This is a genomic window from Streptomyces gossypii (assembly GCF_025165795.1).
Lineage (GTDB): Bacteria > Actinomycetota > Actinomycetes > Streptomycetales > Streptomycetaceae > Streptomyces > Streptomyces gossypii.
This window is the reverse complement of record NZ_JAJAGO010000003.1, coordinates 541,294-559,494: the sequence shown is the minus strand read 5'-3', so window position 1 is coordinate 559,494 and position 18,201 is coordinate 541,294. Positions and strand designations below refer to the sequence as shown.

Genomic DNA, 18,201 nt, shown 5'->3' with positions numbered 1-18,201 from the left:
ACGAAACCCACACCACCCACTGGGAGACCCCTATGTCCACGCCCGCCACCACCGCTCCCACCACCGGCCCCGGCCGTTTCGACGGCAGCAGTGTCCTCGTCACCGGCGCCGGGTCCGGCCTGGGCCGTGCCATCGCCCTCGCCTTCGCCGCAGAGGGCGCGCGGGTGTCCGTCGCCGGGCGCACCGCCGCCACCCTCGACGAGACCGCCGCCCTGATCGAGGCGGCGGGCGGCACCGCCCTCGCCGTCACCGCCGACGTCACCCGCGCCACCGACGTACGGGCCCTGGTCGCCCGCACGGTCGAGCACTTCGGCGGCCTCGACATCGCCGTCAACAACGCCGGACTTCTCCGGGGCGGCGGCCAGCCCCTCGGTGATCTGGCCGAGGAGGACTGGCAGGCGCTGCTCGACACCAACGTCACGGGCGTGCTGCTCTCCATGCAGGCCGAGATCGCCCACATGCGCGCCAACGGCGGCGGCGCGATCGTGAACCTCTCCTCCAATCTCGGAGCGCACATCAGGATTCCCGGTGTTGCCGGGTACATCGCGTCCAAGGCCGCCGTCAGCGCGCTCACCCGCGCCGGGGCCCTGGACCACATCGGCGACGGCATCCGGATCAACGCCGTGAGCCCCGGTGCCTCGGACACCCTCATGTCCCTGCAGCCCGGTGAGAGCGAAGCCGAGCGGGCCGTGCGCATGAAGGAGCAGTCGCCGGTCGGCCGGGTCTCCACGACGGCCGAGGTCGCCGCGGCGGTGCTCTTCCTGGCCTCGCCGGAGGCCGGGTCGGCCGTCGGCGTCGACCTGGTGATCGACGGCGGTTCCTCCGCCTGACGGGACCCGCACGGCTGGACGACCGGTACGACCAGCATGGCTGTTCTCATCCCAGGGGCCGCCCGGCCACGTGTCCGCCGGGTGGCCCCACCGCCAGTTCGGCCCAGACCGTCTTGCCCGGCGCAGGGGTCCGGGAGGCGATGCCCCAGCGGGTGGCGAGCGCGTCCACCAGGCACAGCCCGCGGCCCGCGTCGGCGAGCGGACACGGCGGCGCCAGCAGGTCCGGGCCCGGCGGTACGCGGTCGCCACGGGTGTCGGAGACCTCGACGCGCAGCGAACCCATGGTCAGCAAGAGGCCGAGCTCGAAGTCCCGCCCCGGCACGCAGCCGTGCGTGGCGGCGTTGGTGGCCAACTCGGCGACGATGAGCCCGACGGACTCGGAAAGCGAGCTGCGGTAGGGGATCAGCCAGCTGTCGAGCTGGTGGAGAGCCAACAGCCGGGCCAGCCGCGCACCGCGTCGGGTGGAGCTGAACCGCTGATTGAACACACGTACGGTAACCGAAGGTTGGCGCTGCGTCTGAGGTGCCATGCACTCACCGTGCCCCGCACACGCGCTGGTTGATCCGACTCCGAATTAATACGCTCGGTAGTATTGCGCACGCGTACGGTTACCTACGTCTCGTCGCGTCCTCCCGCCCTCAGGCCCGAACGGACGTACGGGCCTGTCGGGTGGCCTGGGACCACGGCACCCACCGAGTACCTGTACCCGGAGTCGATCCGCCGCACAGGCCCTACCCTGGAGCCGGGTACTCAAGGTACCCGCGCAATCACCGATGTCGGCGTCAACTTACGCCGTACGCCTGCCAGATGGCCCCCGGGGGAGCCTCATGGAACCGGTACGCCTGCCCTCCAGCGCCACCGCACCGCTCGTCGCAAAGCTCTTCGGCGCCCAACCGCCGACCGCCGACACGGACGAACTGATCGCCGGGCTCGTCTCCTTCCGAGGCGTCAGCCCGCAGTGCAGCTACGGCGACCTGGACCGGCTGGCCGCGGAGTTCGTACGGCTCGGCCTGGCCGGGCGAGAGCTGCCCGGCACCGAGGCCGACGAGGTGGCGTCGGTACTGGCCCGCACTCTCGCCATCATGGGCGAGCTGGACACCACCGACGTGCTGGCCGTACGGCTGGGCCCGCAGGACTACGCGCGCCGACTGCGTGCCGAAGTCCCAGGTGCGGCTCGGGAGTTGTCCCAGGAGTCGGCCTGTTTCCACGACAGCCTGCTGGTGGCCGTCTGCCTGCACGTGCTGAACCTGCTGATCGACCGCTCCCCCGGGCTGGCCGAGCGGCTGCCGGAGCGCAGCCACCGCATCCGGCAGCTGGTCGACCTCGGCGACGTGGCGGCCGTACGGCGGCGCCCCGCGCCGTCACCGCAGGACGCGGAGTTCGAGGAGCGGTATCTGCGCAGCATCGTCGGGAAGTACAACCGGGTCACCATCTACGGCATCGACCTGCCGAACCCCAACACCCCCGACAACTGGCCCCTGGACGCCACCTACCTCAGCCTGGGCGCCGAGTTCGACGCCACGGAGGACCCATCGCCGCCGGAGCCCGTCATGCCGGCGGACAGAGCGCTGGCGGGCCAGGAGCGCGTACTGCTGCGCGGCGTCGCCGGTTCCGGAAAGACCACCCTTGTGCAGTGGCTGGCGGTCTCCACGGCGCGCGGACAGCTGCCGGAGGAGCTGGAGCCGTTGCGCGGACGCATCCCCTTCGTACTGCCCGTGCGCCGCTTCGCCCGCGACGGCTTTCCCAACCCCGACGACTTCCTGACCGCCGTCGGCCATCCCCTCGCGGCCGAGGCCCCCGAGGGGTGGGTGGTACGCGTGCTGGCGGAGGAGCGGGCGCTGCTGCTGATCGACGGGATCGACGAGGCGCCGGAGGGGCGGCGGGATGAGCTGCGGGACCAACTGCGCCGAGTGCTGCGGATCTACAGCGGCAACTTCTGCCTGGTCACCGCACGCCCGCCGGCCGTCGGCGCGGAATGGCTGGCCGACGAGGGCTTCAACGAACTCTCCCTCGTCCCGATGACCCGCGACCAGGTCGCCTCGTTCATCACCGCCTGGCACCACGCGGCCCGTACCGACGAGGGCAAAGACCACCGCAAGCTGGACGACTACCGGGAGAAGCTCGTCCAGTCCATTCCGCTCTACCGCGAGCTGCGCGGGCTGGCCACCAACCCGCTGATGTGCGGCCTGATCTGCGCGCTCAACCGGGACCGCTCCGGCTCCCTGCCCAAGGGCCGCCGCGAACTGTACGAGGCGGCGATGGAGATGCTGCTCCAGCGGCGCGACCCGGAGCGGCGGGTGCTGTACGCGGACGAGGTGTCCGTCCAGCGGGCACCGCGCGAGCGGCTGCTGCGGAAGCTCGCCTACCGGATGCTCGTCGACCAGCGGCCCGTACTGGACGAGGCCGCCGCGGTCGGGGAGATCGCCCGCCATCTGCCCGCGATCCCGGCACTGGCCCGGCAGGGCTCGCCGGAGGAGATCTTCAGCCATCTGCTCCAGCGCACCGGTCTGCTGCGGGCCCAGCAGGACGGTGCGGTGGAGTTCGTCCACCGGACCGTGCAGGACTACCTGGCCGCCAAGGAGGCCGTCGAACGCCGCGCCTTCGGCCTGCTGCTGGAACACGCGCACGAGCCGGAGTGGGAGGAGGTGATCCGGATGGCCGTCGCGCACGCACGCCCCAGTGAGTGCGCCGAGCTGCTGGAGGGCCTGATCGCCCCCGGATACACCGGCTTCCAGCGCAACCGGCGGCGGCTGCTCGCAGCCGCCTGCCTGGAGCATGTAACCGAGCTGGACCCGGAGACGCACGCCCGTATCCGCCGGGAGACCCAGAACATGGTGCGGCCCTCGAACATCGCCGCCGCGCGCGGGCTGGGCTGGGTCGGACCGATCGTGCTGGAGATGCTGCCCGACCCCGGGACGGTCTCCGACGACGAGGCACACCGGCTCGCCGTCACCGTGACCCGGATCAACGATGACGCGGCCGTCCACTACCTGGCCAGCCTGCGGGACCGCTCCTCGCTGCCGCTGCGGGCGGAACTCGCACGCGGCTGGCGCAACTTCGACACCGAGCGGTACGCGGACGAGGTCATCCGGCACCTCGACCCGGAGGGCCTCTACTTCCCCGTCACGGAACGGGTGGAACTGGCGGTGCTGGCGAAACTCGGCGGACGGGAGTGCGTACAGATCGCGGGGCACTTCACGGTCGACGAGCTGCGGGAGGGGCTGGTACGGGAGCGGCTGACACACCTGTGGCTGGCGTACGACCTGGGCGCGGGCGGCCTGGAATGGCTGGAGGCGTTCCCGAAGCTGACGACGTTGCGGGTGAATCCGCGGCTCCCCCGCGTCACCGGCATCCCGGAGGGCATCCGCCTCATCTCCTGACCGTGCGGGACCTCTCGCCGCGAGGTACCCACACGTCAGGGCCCCTGCCTGGTGGCAGGGGCCCTGACGGTGAGCGTGCGGCTTACGCCTCCTTGGAGAGGTTCGGCGTCGTGCCACCCGCCGCGGACTCGACCGGCGGCGCGTCCGGCAGCGGCGACTTCTCCTCGCCCCGGAAGGTGAAGGTCTTCGCGTCGCCCTCACCCTCCGTGCCGACGACCACGATGTGGCCGGGCCGCAGCTCACCGAAGAGGATCTTCTCGGAGAGCAGGTCCTCGATCTCGCGCTGGATCGTCCGGCGCAGCGGCCGGGCGCCCATCACGGGGTCGTAGCCCTTCTTCGCGAGCAGTTCCTTCGCCTCCGTGGACAGCTCGATGCCCATGTCCCGGTCCTTCAGCCGCTCGTCCACCTGGTGGAGCATCAGGTCGACGATCTGGATGATGTCTTCCCGGGTGAGCTGGTGGAAGACCACCGTGTCGTCGACACGGTTCAGGAACTCCGGGCGGAAGTGCTGCTTCAGCTCGTCGTTGACCTTGTTCTTCATCCGCTCGTAGCCCGTGTGGACGTCGCCCTGGGCCGCGAAGCCGAGGTTGAAGCCCTTGGAGATGTCCCGGGTGCCGAGGTTGGTCGTCATGATGATGACCGTGTTCTTGAAGTCCACGACCCGGCCCTGGGAGTCGGTCAGCCGACCGTCCTCCAGGATCTGCAGCAGTGAGTTGAAGATGTCCGGGTGAGCCTTCTCGACCTCGTCGAAGAGGACGACTGAGAACGGCTTGCGGCGCACCTTCTCGGTGAGCTGGCCGCCCTCCTCGTACCCCACGTATCCCGGGGGCGAGCCGAACAGCCGGGAGACGGTGTGCTTCTCGCTGAACTCCGACATGTCGAGGGAGATCAGCGCGTCCTCGTCGCCGAAGAGGAACTCGGCGAGCGTCTTGGACAGCTCCGTCTTACCGACGCCGGACGGGCCCGCGAAGATGAACGAGCCACCGGGACGCTTGGGGTCCTTCAGCCCGGCACGGGTACGGCGGATCGCCATGGAGAGCGCCTTGATGGCGTCCTTCTGACCGATGACGCGCTTGTGCAGCTCGTCCTCCATGCGCAGGAGCCTGCTCGACTCCTCCTCGGTCAGCTTGAAGACCGGGATGCCGGTGGCGGTTGCCAGGACCTCGGCGATCAGATCCTCGTCCACCTCGGCGACGACATCCATGTCGCCGGCCTTCCATTCCTTCTCCCGCTTCGCCTTCTGGGCGAGCAGCTGCTTCTCCGTGTCGCGGAGCGAGGCAGCCTTCTCGAAGTCCTGCGAGTCGATCGCCGACTCCTTGTCCCGGCGGACGTTGGCGATCTTCTCGTCGAACTCGCGCAGGTCCGGCGGCGCCGTCATCCGGCGGATCCGCATGCGGGACCCTGCCTCGTCGATGAGGTCGATCGCCTTGTCCGGCAGGAAGCGGTCCGAGATGTAACGGTCTGCGAGCGTGGCGGCGGCGACCAGGGCCGGGTCCGTGATGGACACCCGGTGGTGCGCCTCGTAACGGTCGCGCAGACCCTTGAGGATCTCGATGGTGTGCGGCAGCGACGGCTCCGCGACCTGGATGGGCTGGAAGCGACGCTCCAGGGCGGCGTCCTTCTCCAGGTGCTTGCGGTATTCGTCGAGCGTCGTGGCACCGATCGTCTGCAGCTCGCCGCGGGCCAGCATGGGCTTGAGGATGCTGGCGGCGTCGATCGCGCCCTCGGCGGCGCCCGCGCCGACCAGGGTGTGCAGCTCGTCGATGAACAGGATGATGTCGCCCCGGGTGCGGATCTCCTTGAGCACCTTCTTCAGGCGCTCCTCGAAGTCACCGCGGTAGCGGGAACCGGCGACCAGGGCACCCAGGTCCAGGGTGTAGAGGTGCTTGTCCTTGAGGGTCTCGGGCACCTCGCCCTTGACGATCGCCTGGGCCAGGCCCTCGACGACCGCGGTCTTGCCGACACCCGGCTCACCGATGAGCACCGGGTTGTTTTTCGTGCGACGGGACAGCACCTGCATGACCCGCTCGATCTCCTTCTCGCGCCCGATGACCGGGTCGAGCTTGGATTCGCGGGCGGCCTGCGTCAGGTTGCGGCCGAACTGGTCCAGCACCAGGGAGGTGGAGGGGGTGCCCTCGGCAGGGCCACCCGCGGTGGCCGCCTCCTTGCCGCCGGAGTAACCGGAGAGCAGCTGGATCACCTGCTGCCGCACGCGGTTCAGATCGGCGCCCAGCTTCACCAGGACCTGGGCTGCGACGCCCTCGCCCTCGCGGATCAGGCCGAGCAGGATGTGCTCCGTGCCGATGTAGTTGTGGCCGAGCTGAAGCGCTTCCCGGAGCGACAGCTCCAGGACCTTCTTCGCACGGGGAGTGAAGGGGATGTGGCCGGAGGGCGCCTGCTGGCCCTGGCCGATGATCTCCTCCACCTGCTGGCGGACCGCCTCGAGCGAAATCCCGAGGCTCTCCAGTGCCTTAGCGGCGACACCCTCTCCTTCATGGATCAGTCCCAGAAGGATGTGCTCGGTGCCGATGTAGTTGTGGTTGAGCATCCGGGCTTCTTCCTGAGCCAGGACGACAACCCGCCGCGCGCGGTCGGTGAACCTCTCGAACATCGTTAATCGCTCCTCAGAGCGGTCAGGCAGTTAGGGGTCGGTCCCCTCCCTGTCCTTCCGCAGCTTAGTCCCGCAACGGGGGACCGCTCATTCCAACTGCCGACGCCCGTCCCGGGCCTCCTGCCCCGAACAGCTGACAACAGTTCCAACCCGATGGTGCGAGACGATGTTCCCGCAGGCCAGGCGTATTCACCTGGATCACGTACGCCGATGGCGAACGCTGCACCGCCGACACGCCCGTCTCCCCTGCCCATCGCCACTTGACCCCCGTTCCACTAGGAACTTCCTACCCGCTGACACTGACAGTCCATGCGGGGTGACCGTATGCATCCGCTGCGAGCGAACAAGCTTGCGCACACGCTGCGTCCCGTGGCCCCGACTGTTCGTCACCCGGACGCCTTCCGCGGTCGACTCGCATACGCCACCTCCCGCACGACTCCTACCCGCTCAGCTCACGATCCCACGGCCGTACGCCGGACACCCGGACGTCCGCTGGTGCCGCGGGGAACGAGGAACTCGGCCGGGGCGGGCCGGAAAGCCGGGAATGAGGCGCGAAGGCCCGTCCGGCCGGCCCGCCGGACGTGAGCGGCGGGAGGCCGCCGTCTGGCTGCGGCCTCCCGCACGGGGACGCAAGGGCGAGCGAGCCCACCGAACCCTGCCCGCGCTGGATCTCGATCGGTGCGGCACCCGAATCCGATCCCGCACCCGATCTCGTACGCCTGGTCGACGCCGTGGCGGCAGAAAGCCACCGGGCTCGTTTGCGGCGTACGCATTTCCCTACCGCTTCGGCTGTCGCCGCGGCGGTTCAGCCGTTGGCCTTCTCGTAAGCCTCACGGATGTTGGCCGGGACGCGGCCGCGGTCATTGACCTCGTAACCCTGCTCCTTCGCCCAGGCACGGATCTTTGCCGTGTCCTGACCAGAGCCACCCGCCGCTGCCGCAGCACGGCCCTTTCCTCGCGCGGAACGGCCGCCGGTGCGGCGGCCGGCCTTCACAAAGTCCGCCAGTGCGTCACGGAGCTTGTCCGCGTTGGCGGTGGTGAGGTCGATCTCGTAGCTCTTGCCGTCGAGCGCGAACGTCACGGTCTCATCGGCCTCGCCGCCTTCGAGGTCATCGACCAGAAGAACCTGAACCTTCTGTGCCACCGGTAACTCCCATTCGTCATCGAAAACCGATTACGGATACTGCCGACGAAAGCAAACCGCTTTTCCGCGAGAAACACAAACCCTCGATGAGAGTTTACCCTCCCACCCCGAGGGGATTCACGGGATCTTTCGGACATAGCGGATCAGTCAGAGATGCAGCAGCATCCGGCTGTTACCCAAGGTGTTGGGCTTCACCCGTTCGAGACCGAGGAACTCGGCGACACCCTCGTCATAGGAACGCAGGAGCTCGCTGTAGACATCACCGTCGACCGGCGTCTCGCCGATCTCGGTGAAGCCGTGCTTGACGAAGAACTCCACTTCGAAGGTGAGACAGAAAATGCGGCGCACGCCGAGCCAGCGAGCCGTCTGCAACAGCTTCTCCAGCAGCAGATGCCCCACCCCGGAGCCCTTCAGCGCCGGGTCGACCGCGAGAGTTCTGACCTCAGCCAAGTCCTCCCACATGACATGCAGCGCACCGCAGGCGACCACCTCGGCGTCATGGTCGCGTTCTGCGACCCAGAACTCCTGGATGTCCTCATAAAGGGTCACGGTCGCTTTGTCGAGCAGGATACGATCGCGCGAGTAGGAGTCCACGAGACGGCGTACGGCATGGACATCAGCCGTACGCGCGCGCCGCACGGTCACCGCACTCGCGCGGGTCAGATGATCGGGCATACCAGGACGCTATCTCTCCGGCACATCGGAGCGCACGCCGCTCACCTGTACGACCCGAAGAGCATCCCGGAGCGCGTCGCCCTCTTCCGCCGACATCATCCCGAAGAAGTCCACGAGCGCGGCCGCGAGGTTGTCACTGGCCGACCACGCTTCGTGCATCAGCGCGGCCGAGTAGGCGGCCCTGGTGGAGACGGCGGCATATCGATAGGCTCGGCCCTCTTGTTCGCGCCGGAGCCAACCCTTCTGATGCAGGTTGTCCATTACCGTCATCACTGTCGTGTAGGCGATCGACCGTTCCTGTTGCAGGTCTTCGAGCACTTCTCGCACAGTGACCGGGCGGTTCCACTGCCATACCCGTGTCATGACGACGTCTTCCAACTCTCCCAATGGCCGAGGCACAGGAGAATAATAGGCGGAGATGTCGCGAATTCAGCCGTCCGTCTTGCGTGCGGCCGCGTCCACGATGGCATCCTCCTTGGCCTTGTTCGCGCCGCCCTGGCTCTTCACGATGGTCACGACCAGCGCGGTGAAGGCGATCGCCATCACGATCGGCGGGGTCAGAGCAGAGACGTAATCCATGGCCGTCGGCCTCCTCGGTGTGCGGCTTTCCTCAGCCTAACCCCCGGGCGGGACGGTCCCGGGCGTGCCCCTGGGCCTGACGGCCCGGACCCGATCGCCCGCTGCGCAGCGCATTCGCGGCGGGGCGCGGCGGGTGTGCGCGTGGCCGGCCACGGCCTGATCCCCTGAACCGCCCCTCCCCACTGCCGCCGCTCTACGGCTCCGCCGCGCGGCGGGACTGCACCGCTGACCCGGCCCCGACCACCGCTGACCCGGCCCCGACCCGAGCGGACTCACGCAGGAAACGCCCCGCCCGACTGTGCGCAGCCGGGCGCGACCCGCTCCGGTGACCCGCCCATACCCGCTGCCCCCGATCTGCGGCCCCGCGCGCGGCGCGGCTCCGGCCCCCCGGTTCGCCGGGGAACCGGGGCGAACTCGGCTCATGCGCGGAACGCCGCACGCGGTGAGGCGCGTGGGCGTGCGGGACCGGGCGGAGCCACCCAGGCCCCCGGCAGCGCGGGGCTGCCGGGGGCCTGGGTGGCTGGGTGGCTGGGTGGCTGGGTGGCTGGGCGGCTGGGTGCTCGCGACCTCCCCCGCGACAGGGGGGAGGTCGTTTTGGGCAGGGGCTACTCGGAGGCCGCTGCCGCACAGCAGAGGTGCGGGTCGGGGGGTGGGAGAAAGGGGGGTACTTCCTGGGCGGGCAGAGCCCAGGGGGAGGAGCTCCGGCGGCACCCCCAGTCCGGGAGGGCCTCCTGCGGGGGCTCCGCCGGGCGCCTGCGGGGCGGGAACACTTCGGCCGGGGTGGGCACCGGGCGGGACGGTGCGGGGGCCTCCGGGGGTGCGGCGGGCTTTTTGGCGGGACGCTTGGCGGGGGGCTTCTCCGGGGCCTCGTCCGGACGCTCCTCGGGAGCGGACGCAGGTGCGACTGCGGGCGGCTCGGCAGGGTTCTCGCCCGGTGCTTGTTCCCCGGTCTCCTCCCCCGCTTCCTCCGGGGCCTCGTCCGGGCCGCCGGCGCGCGGGTGCCCGCTGCCCCCGGCCGTCCGCTCCGCGGAGAGCGCGGAACGGCCCCCGGGGAGTACGAGCAGCCGCGCCCGTACCGCTCGCGCGGCGAGCCGTTCACCGCGCCGGAGCAGTTCCGCACGGCGGGCCGCCTCCACCGGGCCCGCGGGATCCGCACACAGCAGTCGGAGTGCGGCCAGATCGTCGGGACGGGGCAGATAGCCCGCGGCGAGGGCGTCTTCCAGTTGCTCGAGATAGCCCGCCGCGGAGCCGGGCAGGGCTGCGCGGTCTCGGGCCAGGTCGGCCAGCACGAAGGAGCGGAGTCTGCTCCCCTCGCGGACGGCTTCGTCCAGAGCCTCGGCTAGCTGGCGGTAGGCCCCGGTGTCGCCGGTGTCGGAGCTGTGCACCGGTGCGGGCTGAAGGGCGACGGCGAGGGCGCCTCGGAGCACACGCAGCTCGTCAGCGCTGAACGCCATGCCGCCTCGGGATCCGTATGGCGTGGGCATGGGGTGACTTTAGGTGTTTTGGCCACTAAATCGCCTTATGAACCGGCCTATGGCGTGGCGCCAGACCCAGGCCGGGTCCGGGCGGGTCAGCGGAGCAGGCCGCGCTCAGCCGCGCGCGACGTTGCGTTCGTAGACGAGGCGCAGCCCGATCAGCGTGAGCCAGGGCTCGTGCTCGTCGATGACCGGGGACTCGCCGAGGACCATGGGCGCGAGGCCGCCCGTCGCGATGACGGTGACATCGTCCGGCTCGTCGGCCAGCTCGACCGACATCCGCCGGACCACACCGTCGACCTGGCCCGCGAAGCCGTAGAGGATGCCCGCCTGCATGGCCTCCACCGTGTTCTTGCCGATCACGCTCCGGGGCCGTGCCAGCTCGATCTTGCGCAGCTGTGCGCCCTTCACGCCCAGCGCCTCGACGGAGATCTCGATGCCGGGGGCGATGACGCCGCCGACGTACTCTCCGCGTGCCGAGACCGCGTCGAACGTGGTGGCGGTGCCGAAGTCGACGACGACGCACGGGCCGCCGTACAGCTCGATCGCGGCCAGCGCGTTGATGATCCGGTCGGCGCCGACCTCCTTCGGGTTGTCCATGAGGATCGGCACCCCGGTCTTCACCCCCGGTTCGACGAGTACGGCGGGGATGTCGCCGTAGTAGCGGCGGGTGACCTCGCGCAGCTCGTGCAGGACGGACGGCACCGTCGAACAGATCGCGATGCCCTCGATGTTGTCGCCCAACTCCTCGCCGAGCAGCGGGTGCATGCCCATCAGACCCTGGAGGAGTACTGCCAGTTCGTCGGCGGTGCGGCGGGCGTCGGTGGAGATGCGCCAGTGTTCGACGATCTCCTCGCCGTCGAAGAGGCCGAGGACGGTGTGGGTGTTCCCGACGTCGATCGTCAGCAGCATGTCAGCGGCCCCCGCCGTCGCGTCCGGCGTCCTGGCCTTCGGCCTCGGCCGCGTCTTCCCGCAGGTCGAGTCCGATGTCGAGGATCGGGGACGAGTGGGTGAGGGCGCCGACGGCGAGGTAGTCGACGCCGGTCTCCGCGTACGCGCGTGCGTTGTCCAGGGTGAGGCGGCCGGACGACTCCAGCTTCGCGCGGCCCGCGACGAGTGCCACCGCCTCGGCGGTCAGCTCCGGCGAGAAGTTGTCGAGCAGCAGCAGTTCGGCCCCTTCCCCGAGGACGGGTTCGATCTGGTCGAGCCGGTCGACCTCCACCTCGATGGGCAGGTCGCCGGCGCCGGATTCCCGCAGCGCGTCGCGTACCTGTTTGAAGGCCTGGACGACGCCGCCCGCCGCGATCACATGGTTGTCCTTGATGAGCGCCGCGTCCGAGAGCGCGAATCGGTGGTTGACCCCGCCCCCGCAGCGGACGGCGTACTTCTCCAGGGCGCGCAGCCCCGGGGTGGTCTTACGGGTGTCGCGGACCCGCGCGTCCGTCCCGGCTAGGGCGTCCGTCCAGGCGCGGGTGGCGGTGGCGATGCCGGACAGGCGGCAGAGCAGGTTGAGCGCGCTGCGCTCCGCGGTCAGCAGGTCGCGGGTGCGGGCGCGTACGGTCAGCAGCAGCTGGCCCTGGGCCACCCGGTCGCCGTCCTCGGCGTGCCGCTCGACCTCCAGCTCGTCGGAGCAGACGACCGACAGGACGGCCTCCGCGACCCGGAGCCCGGCGACGGTGCCCGCCTCGCGGGCGGTGAAGTCGGCGGTGGCCCGCGCGTCTTCGGCGATCGTCGCCACCGTGGTCACATCCACGCCGTGGGCGAGATCCTCCTCGACGGCGAGGTGCGCGACGTCCTCGACCTGGACGGGGTCGAGACCCGCGTCCTGGAGGAGCTCGGCGAGCCCGGGGTCGAGGCCGCAGTCGAGCGGGTCGAGACCGTAGTCGCGGCCCTGGCCGCCCTCCCGGTCCCCGCAGCCGCAGCTGTCGCCGCAGCCCCCCGTGGTGGCCTCGGGGGCGGCGCCGATGTGGAGCAGCGGCACGTCCACCGATTGCGGGCGGCGCTCTTCGTCGGAGGTGGGGCTGGTCAAGACTTCTCCTTGCGGGCGGCCGGATCGGCCGCCGCTGCGGTGACGGGCGGGAAGGCGGTCGCGTCGGTCGTACGAAACGCGAGCGTGTCGAGCGTAGGGCTCTGCTGGTCCGGGCGCAGGGTGATGACGAGATGGCGCCGCCACGCGGCGTCGTCGCGCTCCGGGTGGTCCTCGCGCCAGTGGCAGCCGCGGGTCTCGGTGCGGCGGATCGCGGCGGCCACCAGTACCCGCGCCACCAGCTGGAGGTTTGCGGTCTCCCAGGTGTCCACTCCGGGCTCGGCGGGCTTGTCCTCGGTGTCCGCGTGCAGCGCGGCGAGCTGGGCGGCGGCCTGGGTGAGGCTCTCCTCGGAGCGGAGTACGCCGGCGCCGTGGGTCATGATCCGCTGGAGTGCGGTCCGGGCGGCGGGCGGCAGCAGCGGCGTCACGGTGGCGGCACTGTCGGCGCTGTCGGCGCTGTCGGCGCTGTCGGCGCTGTCGGCCGGGGAGAGCGCGGGCGCCGGGCCGCTCTGCCCGGTGGGCTGCCCGGTGGCCTGCTCCGTGCTCAGTTCCGAGATGTGCTCGGCGATGTGCTCGGCGAAGACCAGGCCCTCCAGCAGGGAGTTCGAGGCCAGCCGGTTCGCCCCGTGCACCCCCGTGCAGGCGGTCTCCCCGCAGGCGTACAGCCCGGGGACGGTCGTACGCCCGTGCAGGTCGGTGCGGACGCCGCCGGACGCGTAGTGCGCGGCCGGGGCGACGGGTATGGGTTCCGTGACGGGGTCGATGCCGTGGGCGCGGCAGGCGGCCAGGATCGTCGGGAAGCGCTGCTCCCACATGGGCGCGCCGAAGTGCCGGGCGTCCAGATACATGTGGGTGGTGCCCTGTTCGCGCATCCGCCGGGTGATCGCCTTGGCGACGATGTCGCGCGGTGCCAGTTCGGCCAGTTCGTGCTGGCCGAGCATGAAGCGCTCACCGTCCGCGTCGACCAGATGTGCGCCCTCTCCGCGTATGGCCTCCGAGATGAGCGGCTGCTGCCCCTCCGCGTCCGGGCCCAGGAAGAGCACGGTGGGGTGGAACTGCACGAACTCCAGGTCGCTCACCTCCGCCCCCGCGCGCAGCGCCAGCGCCACACCGTCCCCCGTCGAGACGGCCGGGTTCGTCGTCGCGGAGAAGACCTGGCCCATGCCTCCGGTCGCCAGTACGACGGCCGGGGCGTGGACGGCGCCGACGCCGTCGTGCTGCCCCTCGCCCATGACATGGAGGGTGACGCCCCTGGTGCGCCCGTCGGGACCGGTGAGGAGGTCGAGGACGAGCGCGTTCTCGACCGTGCGTATGCCCTGCCCCTGCTGGGCCCGCACCGCCTCCACCAGGGCGCGCGATATCTCCGCGCCCGTCGCGTCGCCGCCCGCGTGGGCGATGCGGCGCCGGTGGTGGCCGCCTTCGCGGGTGAGCGCCACGGTGCCGGTGCGGGGGGACGTGTCGAAGCGTGCGCCGCTGGCGATCAGCCGGTGTACGGCGGCCGGGCCCTCGGTGACGAGCGCGCGGACGGCGTCGTCGGCGCACAGGCCGACGCCCGCGACCAGGGTGTCGGCCTCGTGCTGCTCGGGGGTGTCGTCCTCGCCGAGCGCGGCGGCTATCCCGCCCTGCGCCCAGCGGGTCGAGCCGTCGTCCAGGCGCGCCTTGGTGACCACGACGGTGCGCCGGCCCGCCGCCGCACAGCGCAGCGCGGTGGTGAGCCCGGCGACACCGGAGCCGACCACGACGACATCCGCGTCCAGTGTCCAGCCGGGGGCGGGGGCGGGCAGGTTGGTCACCCGTGGTGCGGGCGCGGTGGGTGCCGGTGCCCTGCCGGTCCCGGTCGGGATCTCGGTCTCGGTCGGGGTCTCGGTCTCCGCGTCGGGGGTGTCGTCGGGGGTCATGCGGCGCCTCCTGGCTCTGCGCGGCGGCGTGCGGGTGCGCGGTCTGTCCACAGCATGTGCAGAAACGCTCCAGCACGGGGGCGTACTGCGAAGGTAGCGCCGTGGCGCCCGTCAGGGCGGCGCGGGATGGCGGCAGGCGCGTGCGGCTGCAAGGCGCAGGGAGGAGAGCGCAGCGGGCTGCGCCGACGACGGACAACGCAGCGAGCGTGCGTGCCGGACCCCGCGAGACAGGCGGGACTTCTCCAGCACGCCCCAGGCCCGCCGCGGCTGCGCGCGGGGATTGCTGTCATCAGTGGGCTCCCGGTGAGACGGCCGGGACGGTGGTGCCGGGTGCGGGACCGGCCGGGGCGGGCGCCGTGCCGGGGAGGTGGACGGGCATGTTGTCGATCAGCCGGGTGGCGCCGACCCGGGCGGCAACCGCGAGCAGCGCTTCGCCCGCGAAATCGTCCGCGACCCCGGTGAAGTCCGCCGGGTCGACGAGCGCCAGATAGTCCAGGGCGAGGGATGGTCCGGCACCGGCCGCCGCCTCGTCCAGCACCCGCCGCGCCGCTTCCCGTACGGCCACCGGCCCCCCGTCCGCCGCCGAACGGGCGGTGGTCAGGGCGCGGGAGAGCGCCAGCGCCGTGTCCCGCTCCGCCGCCGAGAGGTAGCGGTTCCGGCTGGAGAGCGCGAGTCCGTCGGGCTCGCGGACGGTGGGGACCCCGACGATCTCGACGGGGAAGTTCAGGTCGCGCACCATCCGCCGTATGAGGGCCAGCTGCTGGGCGTCCTTGCGGCCGTAGAAGGAGACTCCGGGCCGGGTCAGATGGAGCAGCTTGGCCACGACCGTGAGCATGCCGTCGAAGTGGCCCGGCCGCGCGGCGCCCTCCAGCCGCTCGCCCATCGGCCCGGCGGTGATCCGCACCTGGGGCTCGCCGCCGGGGTAGACCTCCTCGGCTGCGGGCGCGAAGACGGTGTCGGCGCCCGCGTCGCCGGCGATGCGCAGATCGGCGTCCAGCGTGCGGGGATAGCGGTCGAGGTCCTCGCCCGCTCCGAACTGGAGTGGGTTGACGAAGACCGTGACGATCACCTGGCCGTCCGGGCCGACCCTTCGGCGGGCGGCTCGGATCAGGGCGGCGTGACCGTCGTGCAGTGCGCCCATGGTCATCACGACCGCGCGCTCCGACAAGGGCGTCTCGGACGGTTCGGACAGCTCCGCTGCCGTACGGGCCAGTCGCGGGAGACTGCCGGTCATCTCCGGTGCCGCCGGATCTCCCTCGGCATGGCCGCTCGCCGTTGCGGCGGAAGGATGTGTCACTGCTCTCCTCCTCGGTCGCCGTCGTTACCGTCGTCGCCGCCGCCGGGCTCGCCGCCGCCGCCCGCCGGGCCGGGGGCCGGGGGCTGCGGCGCGGACAGCACTCCGAGCAGGTCCTCCGCCAGCTCCGGCTTGAGCAGCCCGTGCGCCAGCGCGCGGTCCGCGGTCGTACGTGCCATCGCCAGATATCCGGCGACGGCGTGCGGCGCGTGCGCGCGCAGTTCGGTGATGTGCGCCGCGACGGTGCCCGCGTCACCGCGGGCCACCGGCCCGGTGAGGGCCGCGTCCCCGGAGCGCAGCGCGTTGTCGAGCGCGGCGCCGAGCAGCGGGCCGAGCATCCGGTCGGGGGCGGACACGCCGGCGCTCCGCAGCAGTTCGAGGGACTGTGCGACCAGCGTGACCAGGTGGTTCGCGCCGATGGCCAGCGCCGCGTGGTAGAGCGGGCGGGCCTCCTCCTCGATCCACTCCGGTTCGCCGCCCATCTCGATGACGAGCGCCTCGGCGGCGAGCCGCAGCTCCTCGGGCGCGGTCACGCCGAACGAGCAGCCCGCGAGCCGCTCCACGTCCACCTGTGTACCGGAGAAGGTCATCGCCGGGTGCAGCGCCAGCGGCAGCCCGCCCGCCCGCGTCGCCGGCTCCAGCACCGCGGCCCCGTACCGCCCGGAGGTGTGCACCAGGAGCTGCCCCTGGCGGACGGCACCGGTCTCGGCGAGCCCCGCCACCAGGCCGGGCAGCGCGTCGTCGGGGACGGTGAGCAGCACCAGATCGGCGCGGGCCAGTACCTCCGCGGGACCGACGAGCGGGACACCGGGGAGCAGGGCCGCCGCTCTCCTGCGGGAGGCGTCGGAGACGCCGGAGGCCGCGACCGGACGGTGCCCGGCGAGCCGCAGCGCCGCGGCGAGGGCGGATCCGACCCTGCCGGTACCGACGACGCCGACGCTGAGCCGTGCCGGGCGGTCCTCGGCCCGCAGGGCGGGTGCGGGGTGCTGCTGAGCGTTCACGGAGCCATGACCTTCCGTCTTCCGTTCCGGTCCGCGGTGGGTACCGGACGATGCCCGGCCATGCTACGTGAGCGCGTCAGCGACCCGGATCCGGCGGCGGCGCACGCCGCCGGATCCAAGCCTGGCGTCACTTGTCGATGTCGCCGACCACGAAGAAGAAGGACCCCAGGATCGCCACCATGTCGGCGACGAGCGTGCCGGGCAGCAGCTCCACCAGGGCCTGGATGTTGTTGAACGAGGCCGAGCGGAGCTTCAGCCGGTGCGGCGTCTTCTCGCCCTTGGAGACGAGGTAGTAGCCGTTCAGCCCGAGCGGGTTCTCCGTCCAGGCGTAGGTCGCGCCCTCGGGAGCCTTCAGCACCTTGGGCAGCCGCTGGTTCACCGGCCCGGGGGGCAGCTCGGCGAGCCGGTCGAGGCAGGCGTCGGCCAGGTCGAGGGAGTTGTGCGCCTGCCCGAGCAGCACCTCGAAGCGGGAGAGGCAGTCGCCTTCCCGCCGGGTGACGACCCGCAGTACGTCCTGCAGTTCGCCGTAGGCGAGATAGGGCTCGTCGCGGCGCAGGTCGAAGTCCACGCCGGAGGCCCGTGCGATGGGCCCGCTCACGCCGTAAGCGTGTACGACCGAGGGTGCCAGCTCTCCCACGCCGCGGGTGCGCCCACGGAAGATCTCATTGCCCAGCACGAGCCGGTCGTAGACGTCCATCCGGGAGCGTACGGCCGCCACGGCCTGCCGGGCGCGCCCCGCCCAGCCCGCCGGGAGGTCCTCCTTGAGGCCGCCGACCCGGTTGAACATGTAGTGCATGCGTCCGCCGGAGACCTCCTCCATGACGTTCTGGAGCTCTTCGCGTTCACGGAAGGAGTGGAAGACGGGCGTGATGCCGCCGAGTTCCAGGGGGTAGGAGCCGAGGAACATCATGTGGTTCAGCACGCGGTTCAGCTCGGCGAGCAGGGTGCGGGTCCACACGGCGCGCTCGGGGACCTCCATGCCGAGCATCCGTTCGACGGCCAGTACGACACCCAGCTCGTTGGAGAACGCCGAGAGCCAGTCGTGCCGGTTGGCCAGCACGATGATCTGGCGGTAGTCGCGTGCTTCGAAGAGCTTCTCGGCGCCCCGGTGCATGTAGCCGACCACCGGTTCGGCGGCGCCGATCCGCTCGCCGTCCAGGACGAGCCGCAGCCGCAGCACGCCGTGCGTCGAGGGGTGCTGAGGGCCGATGTTGAGCACCATGTCCGTGCTCTCCGCGGCACCTCCGATACCGACCGTCGTCTCCGTCATGGCCATAGTCTGACAGCC

At 71.3% G+C, this 18,201-nt stretch carries 15 protein-coding genes; 2 read left to right on the top strand and 13 right to left on the bottom strand.

What is annotated here, in order from left to right; genetic code table 11:
* Window positions 1-32: 32 nt before the first annotated feature.
* Entirely contained in the window at window positions 33-830 is a 798-nt protein-coding gene (locus tag LHJ74_RS08990) for an SDR family NAD(P)-dependent oxidoreductase (RefSeq protein WP_260217312.1), read from the top strand.
* A gap of 46 nt (window positions 831-876) precedes the next feature.
* Here the strand turns inward: LHJ74_RS08990 and LHJ74_RS08985 are convergent, their stop codons facing one another.
* Window positions 877-1,359, bottom strand: coding sequence for an ATP-binding protein (locus tag LHJ74_RS08985; RefSeq protein ID WP_260217311.1), 483 nt, complete (start codon window positions 1,357-1,359; stop codon window positions 877-879).
* Between the two features lie 298 nt (window positions 1,360-1,657).
* Here LHJ74_RS08985 and LHJ74_RS08980 point away from each other — a divergent pair, with 298 nt between their 5' ends.
* Window positions 1,658-4,210, top strand: coding sequence for an NACHT domain-containing protein (locus tag LHJ74_RS08980; RefSeq protein WP_260217309.1), 2,553 nt, complete (start codon window positions 1,658-1,660; stop codon window positions 4,208-4,210).
* Window positions 4,211-4,292: 82 nt separating this feature from the next.
* Here LHJ74_RS08980 and LHJ74_RS08975 read toward each other — a convergent pair whose 3' ends face one another.
* The 12 genes from LHJ74_RS08975 to LHJ74_RS08920 form a co-directional block, all read right to left on the bottom strand.
* Window positions 4,293-6,821, bottom strand: a complete 2,529-nt coding sequence (locus LHJ74_RS08975; protein WP_260217308.1) for an ATP-dependent Clp protease ATP-binding subunit — start codon at window positions 6,819-6,821, stop codon at window positions 4,293-4,295.
* An 805-nt stretch (window positions 6,822-7,626) separates the two neighbouring features.
* Window positions 7,627-7,965, bottom strand: coding sequence for a histone-like nucleoid-structuring protein Lsr2 (locus LHJ74_RS08970; RefSeq protein ID WP_260217306.1), 339 nt, complete (start codon window positions 7,963-7,965; stop codon window positions 7,627-7,629).
* A gap of 147 nt (window positions 7,966-8,112) precedes the next feature.
* Complete coding sequence (locus LHJ74_RS08965) at window positions 8,113-8,640, bottom strand: amino-acid N-acetyltransferase (RefSeq protein WP_260217303.1); 528 nt, start codon at window positions 8,638-8,640, stop codon at window positions 8,113-8,115.
* A gap of 9 nt (window positions 8,641-8,649) precedes the next feature.
* Window positions 8,650-9,039 (bottom strand): BlaI/MecI/CopY family transcriptional regulator, encoded by a 390-nt coding sequence (locus tag LHJ74_RS08960; RefSeq protein ID WP_260217302.1) that lies wholly within the window; start codon window positions 9,037-9,039, stop codon window positions 8,650-8,652.
* 30 nt (window positions 9,040-9,069) lie between these two features.
* A complete protein-coding gene (locus LHJ74_RS08955) occupies window positions 9,070-9,219 on the bottom strand; it encodes a hypothetical protein (RefSeq protein WP_260217301.1) in 150 nt (49 codons plus the stop codon).
* Window positions 9,220-9,824: 605 nt separating this feature from the next.
* Entirely contained in the window at window positions 9,825-10,703 is an 879-nt protein-coding gene (locus LHJ74_RS08950; protein ID WP_260217300.1) for a hypothetical protein, read from the bottom strand.
* A gap of 105 nt (window positions 10,704-10,808) precedes the next feature.
* Window positions 10,809-11,606: a type III pantothenate kinase gene (locus tag LHJ74_RS08945; protein WP_260217299.1), complete on the bottom strand. Its 798-nt coding sequence runs from the start codon at window positions 11,604-11,606 to the stop codon at window positions 10,809-10,811.
* A 1-nt stretch (window position 11,607) separates the two neighbouring features.
* Complete coding sequence (gene nadC / locus LHJ74_RS08940) at window positions 11,608-12,723, bottom strand: carboxylating nicotinate-nucleotide diphosphorylase (protein WP_260217298.1); 1,116 nt, start codon at window positions 12,721-12,723, stop codon at window positions 11,608-11,610.
* Entirely contained in the window at window positions 12,720-14,618 is a 1,899-nt protein-coding gene (locus LHJ74_RS08935) for an L-aspartate oxidase (protein WP_260217296.1), read from the bottom strand. Before LHJ74_RS08935 ends, nadC begins: the two co-directional genes overlap by 4 nt.
* A gap of 289 nt (window positions 14,619-14,907) precedes the next feature.
* Complete coding sequence (gene panC, locus LHJ74_RS08930) at window positions 14,908-15,852, bottom strand: pantoate--beta-alanine ligase (RefSeq protein ID WP_260217384.1); 945 nt, start codon at window positions 15,850-15,852, stop codon at window positions 14,908-14,910.
* A gap of 59 nt (window positions 15,853-15,911) precedes the next feature.
* Window positions 15,912-16,913: a Rossmann-like and DUF2520 domain-containing protein gene (locus tag LHJ74_RS08925; RefSeq protein WP_260217295.1), complete on the bottom strand. Its 1,002-nt coding sequence runs from the start codon at window positions 16,911-16,913 to the stop codon at window positions 15,912-15,914.
* Window positions 16,914-17,040: 127 nt separating this feature from the next.
* Window positions 17,041-18,183 (bottom strand): NADH-quinone oxidoreductase subunit D, encoded by a 1,143-nt coding sequence (locus LHJ74_RS08920; RefSeq protein WP_260217294.1) that lies wholly within the window; start codon window positions 18,181-18,183, stop codon window positions 17,041-17,043.
* Between the last annotated feature and the right edge of the window lie 18 nt (window positions 18,184-18,201).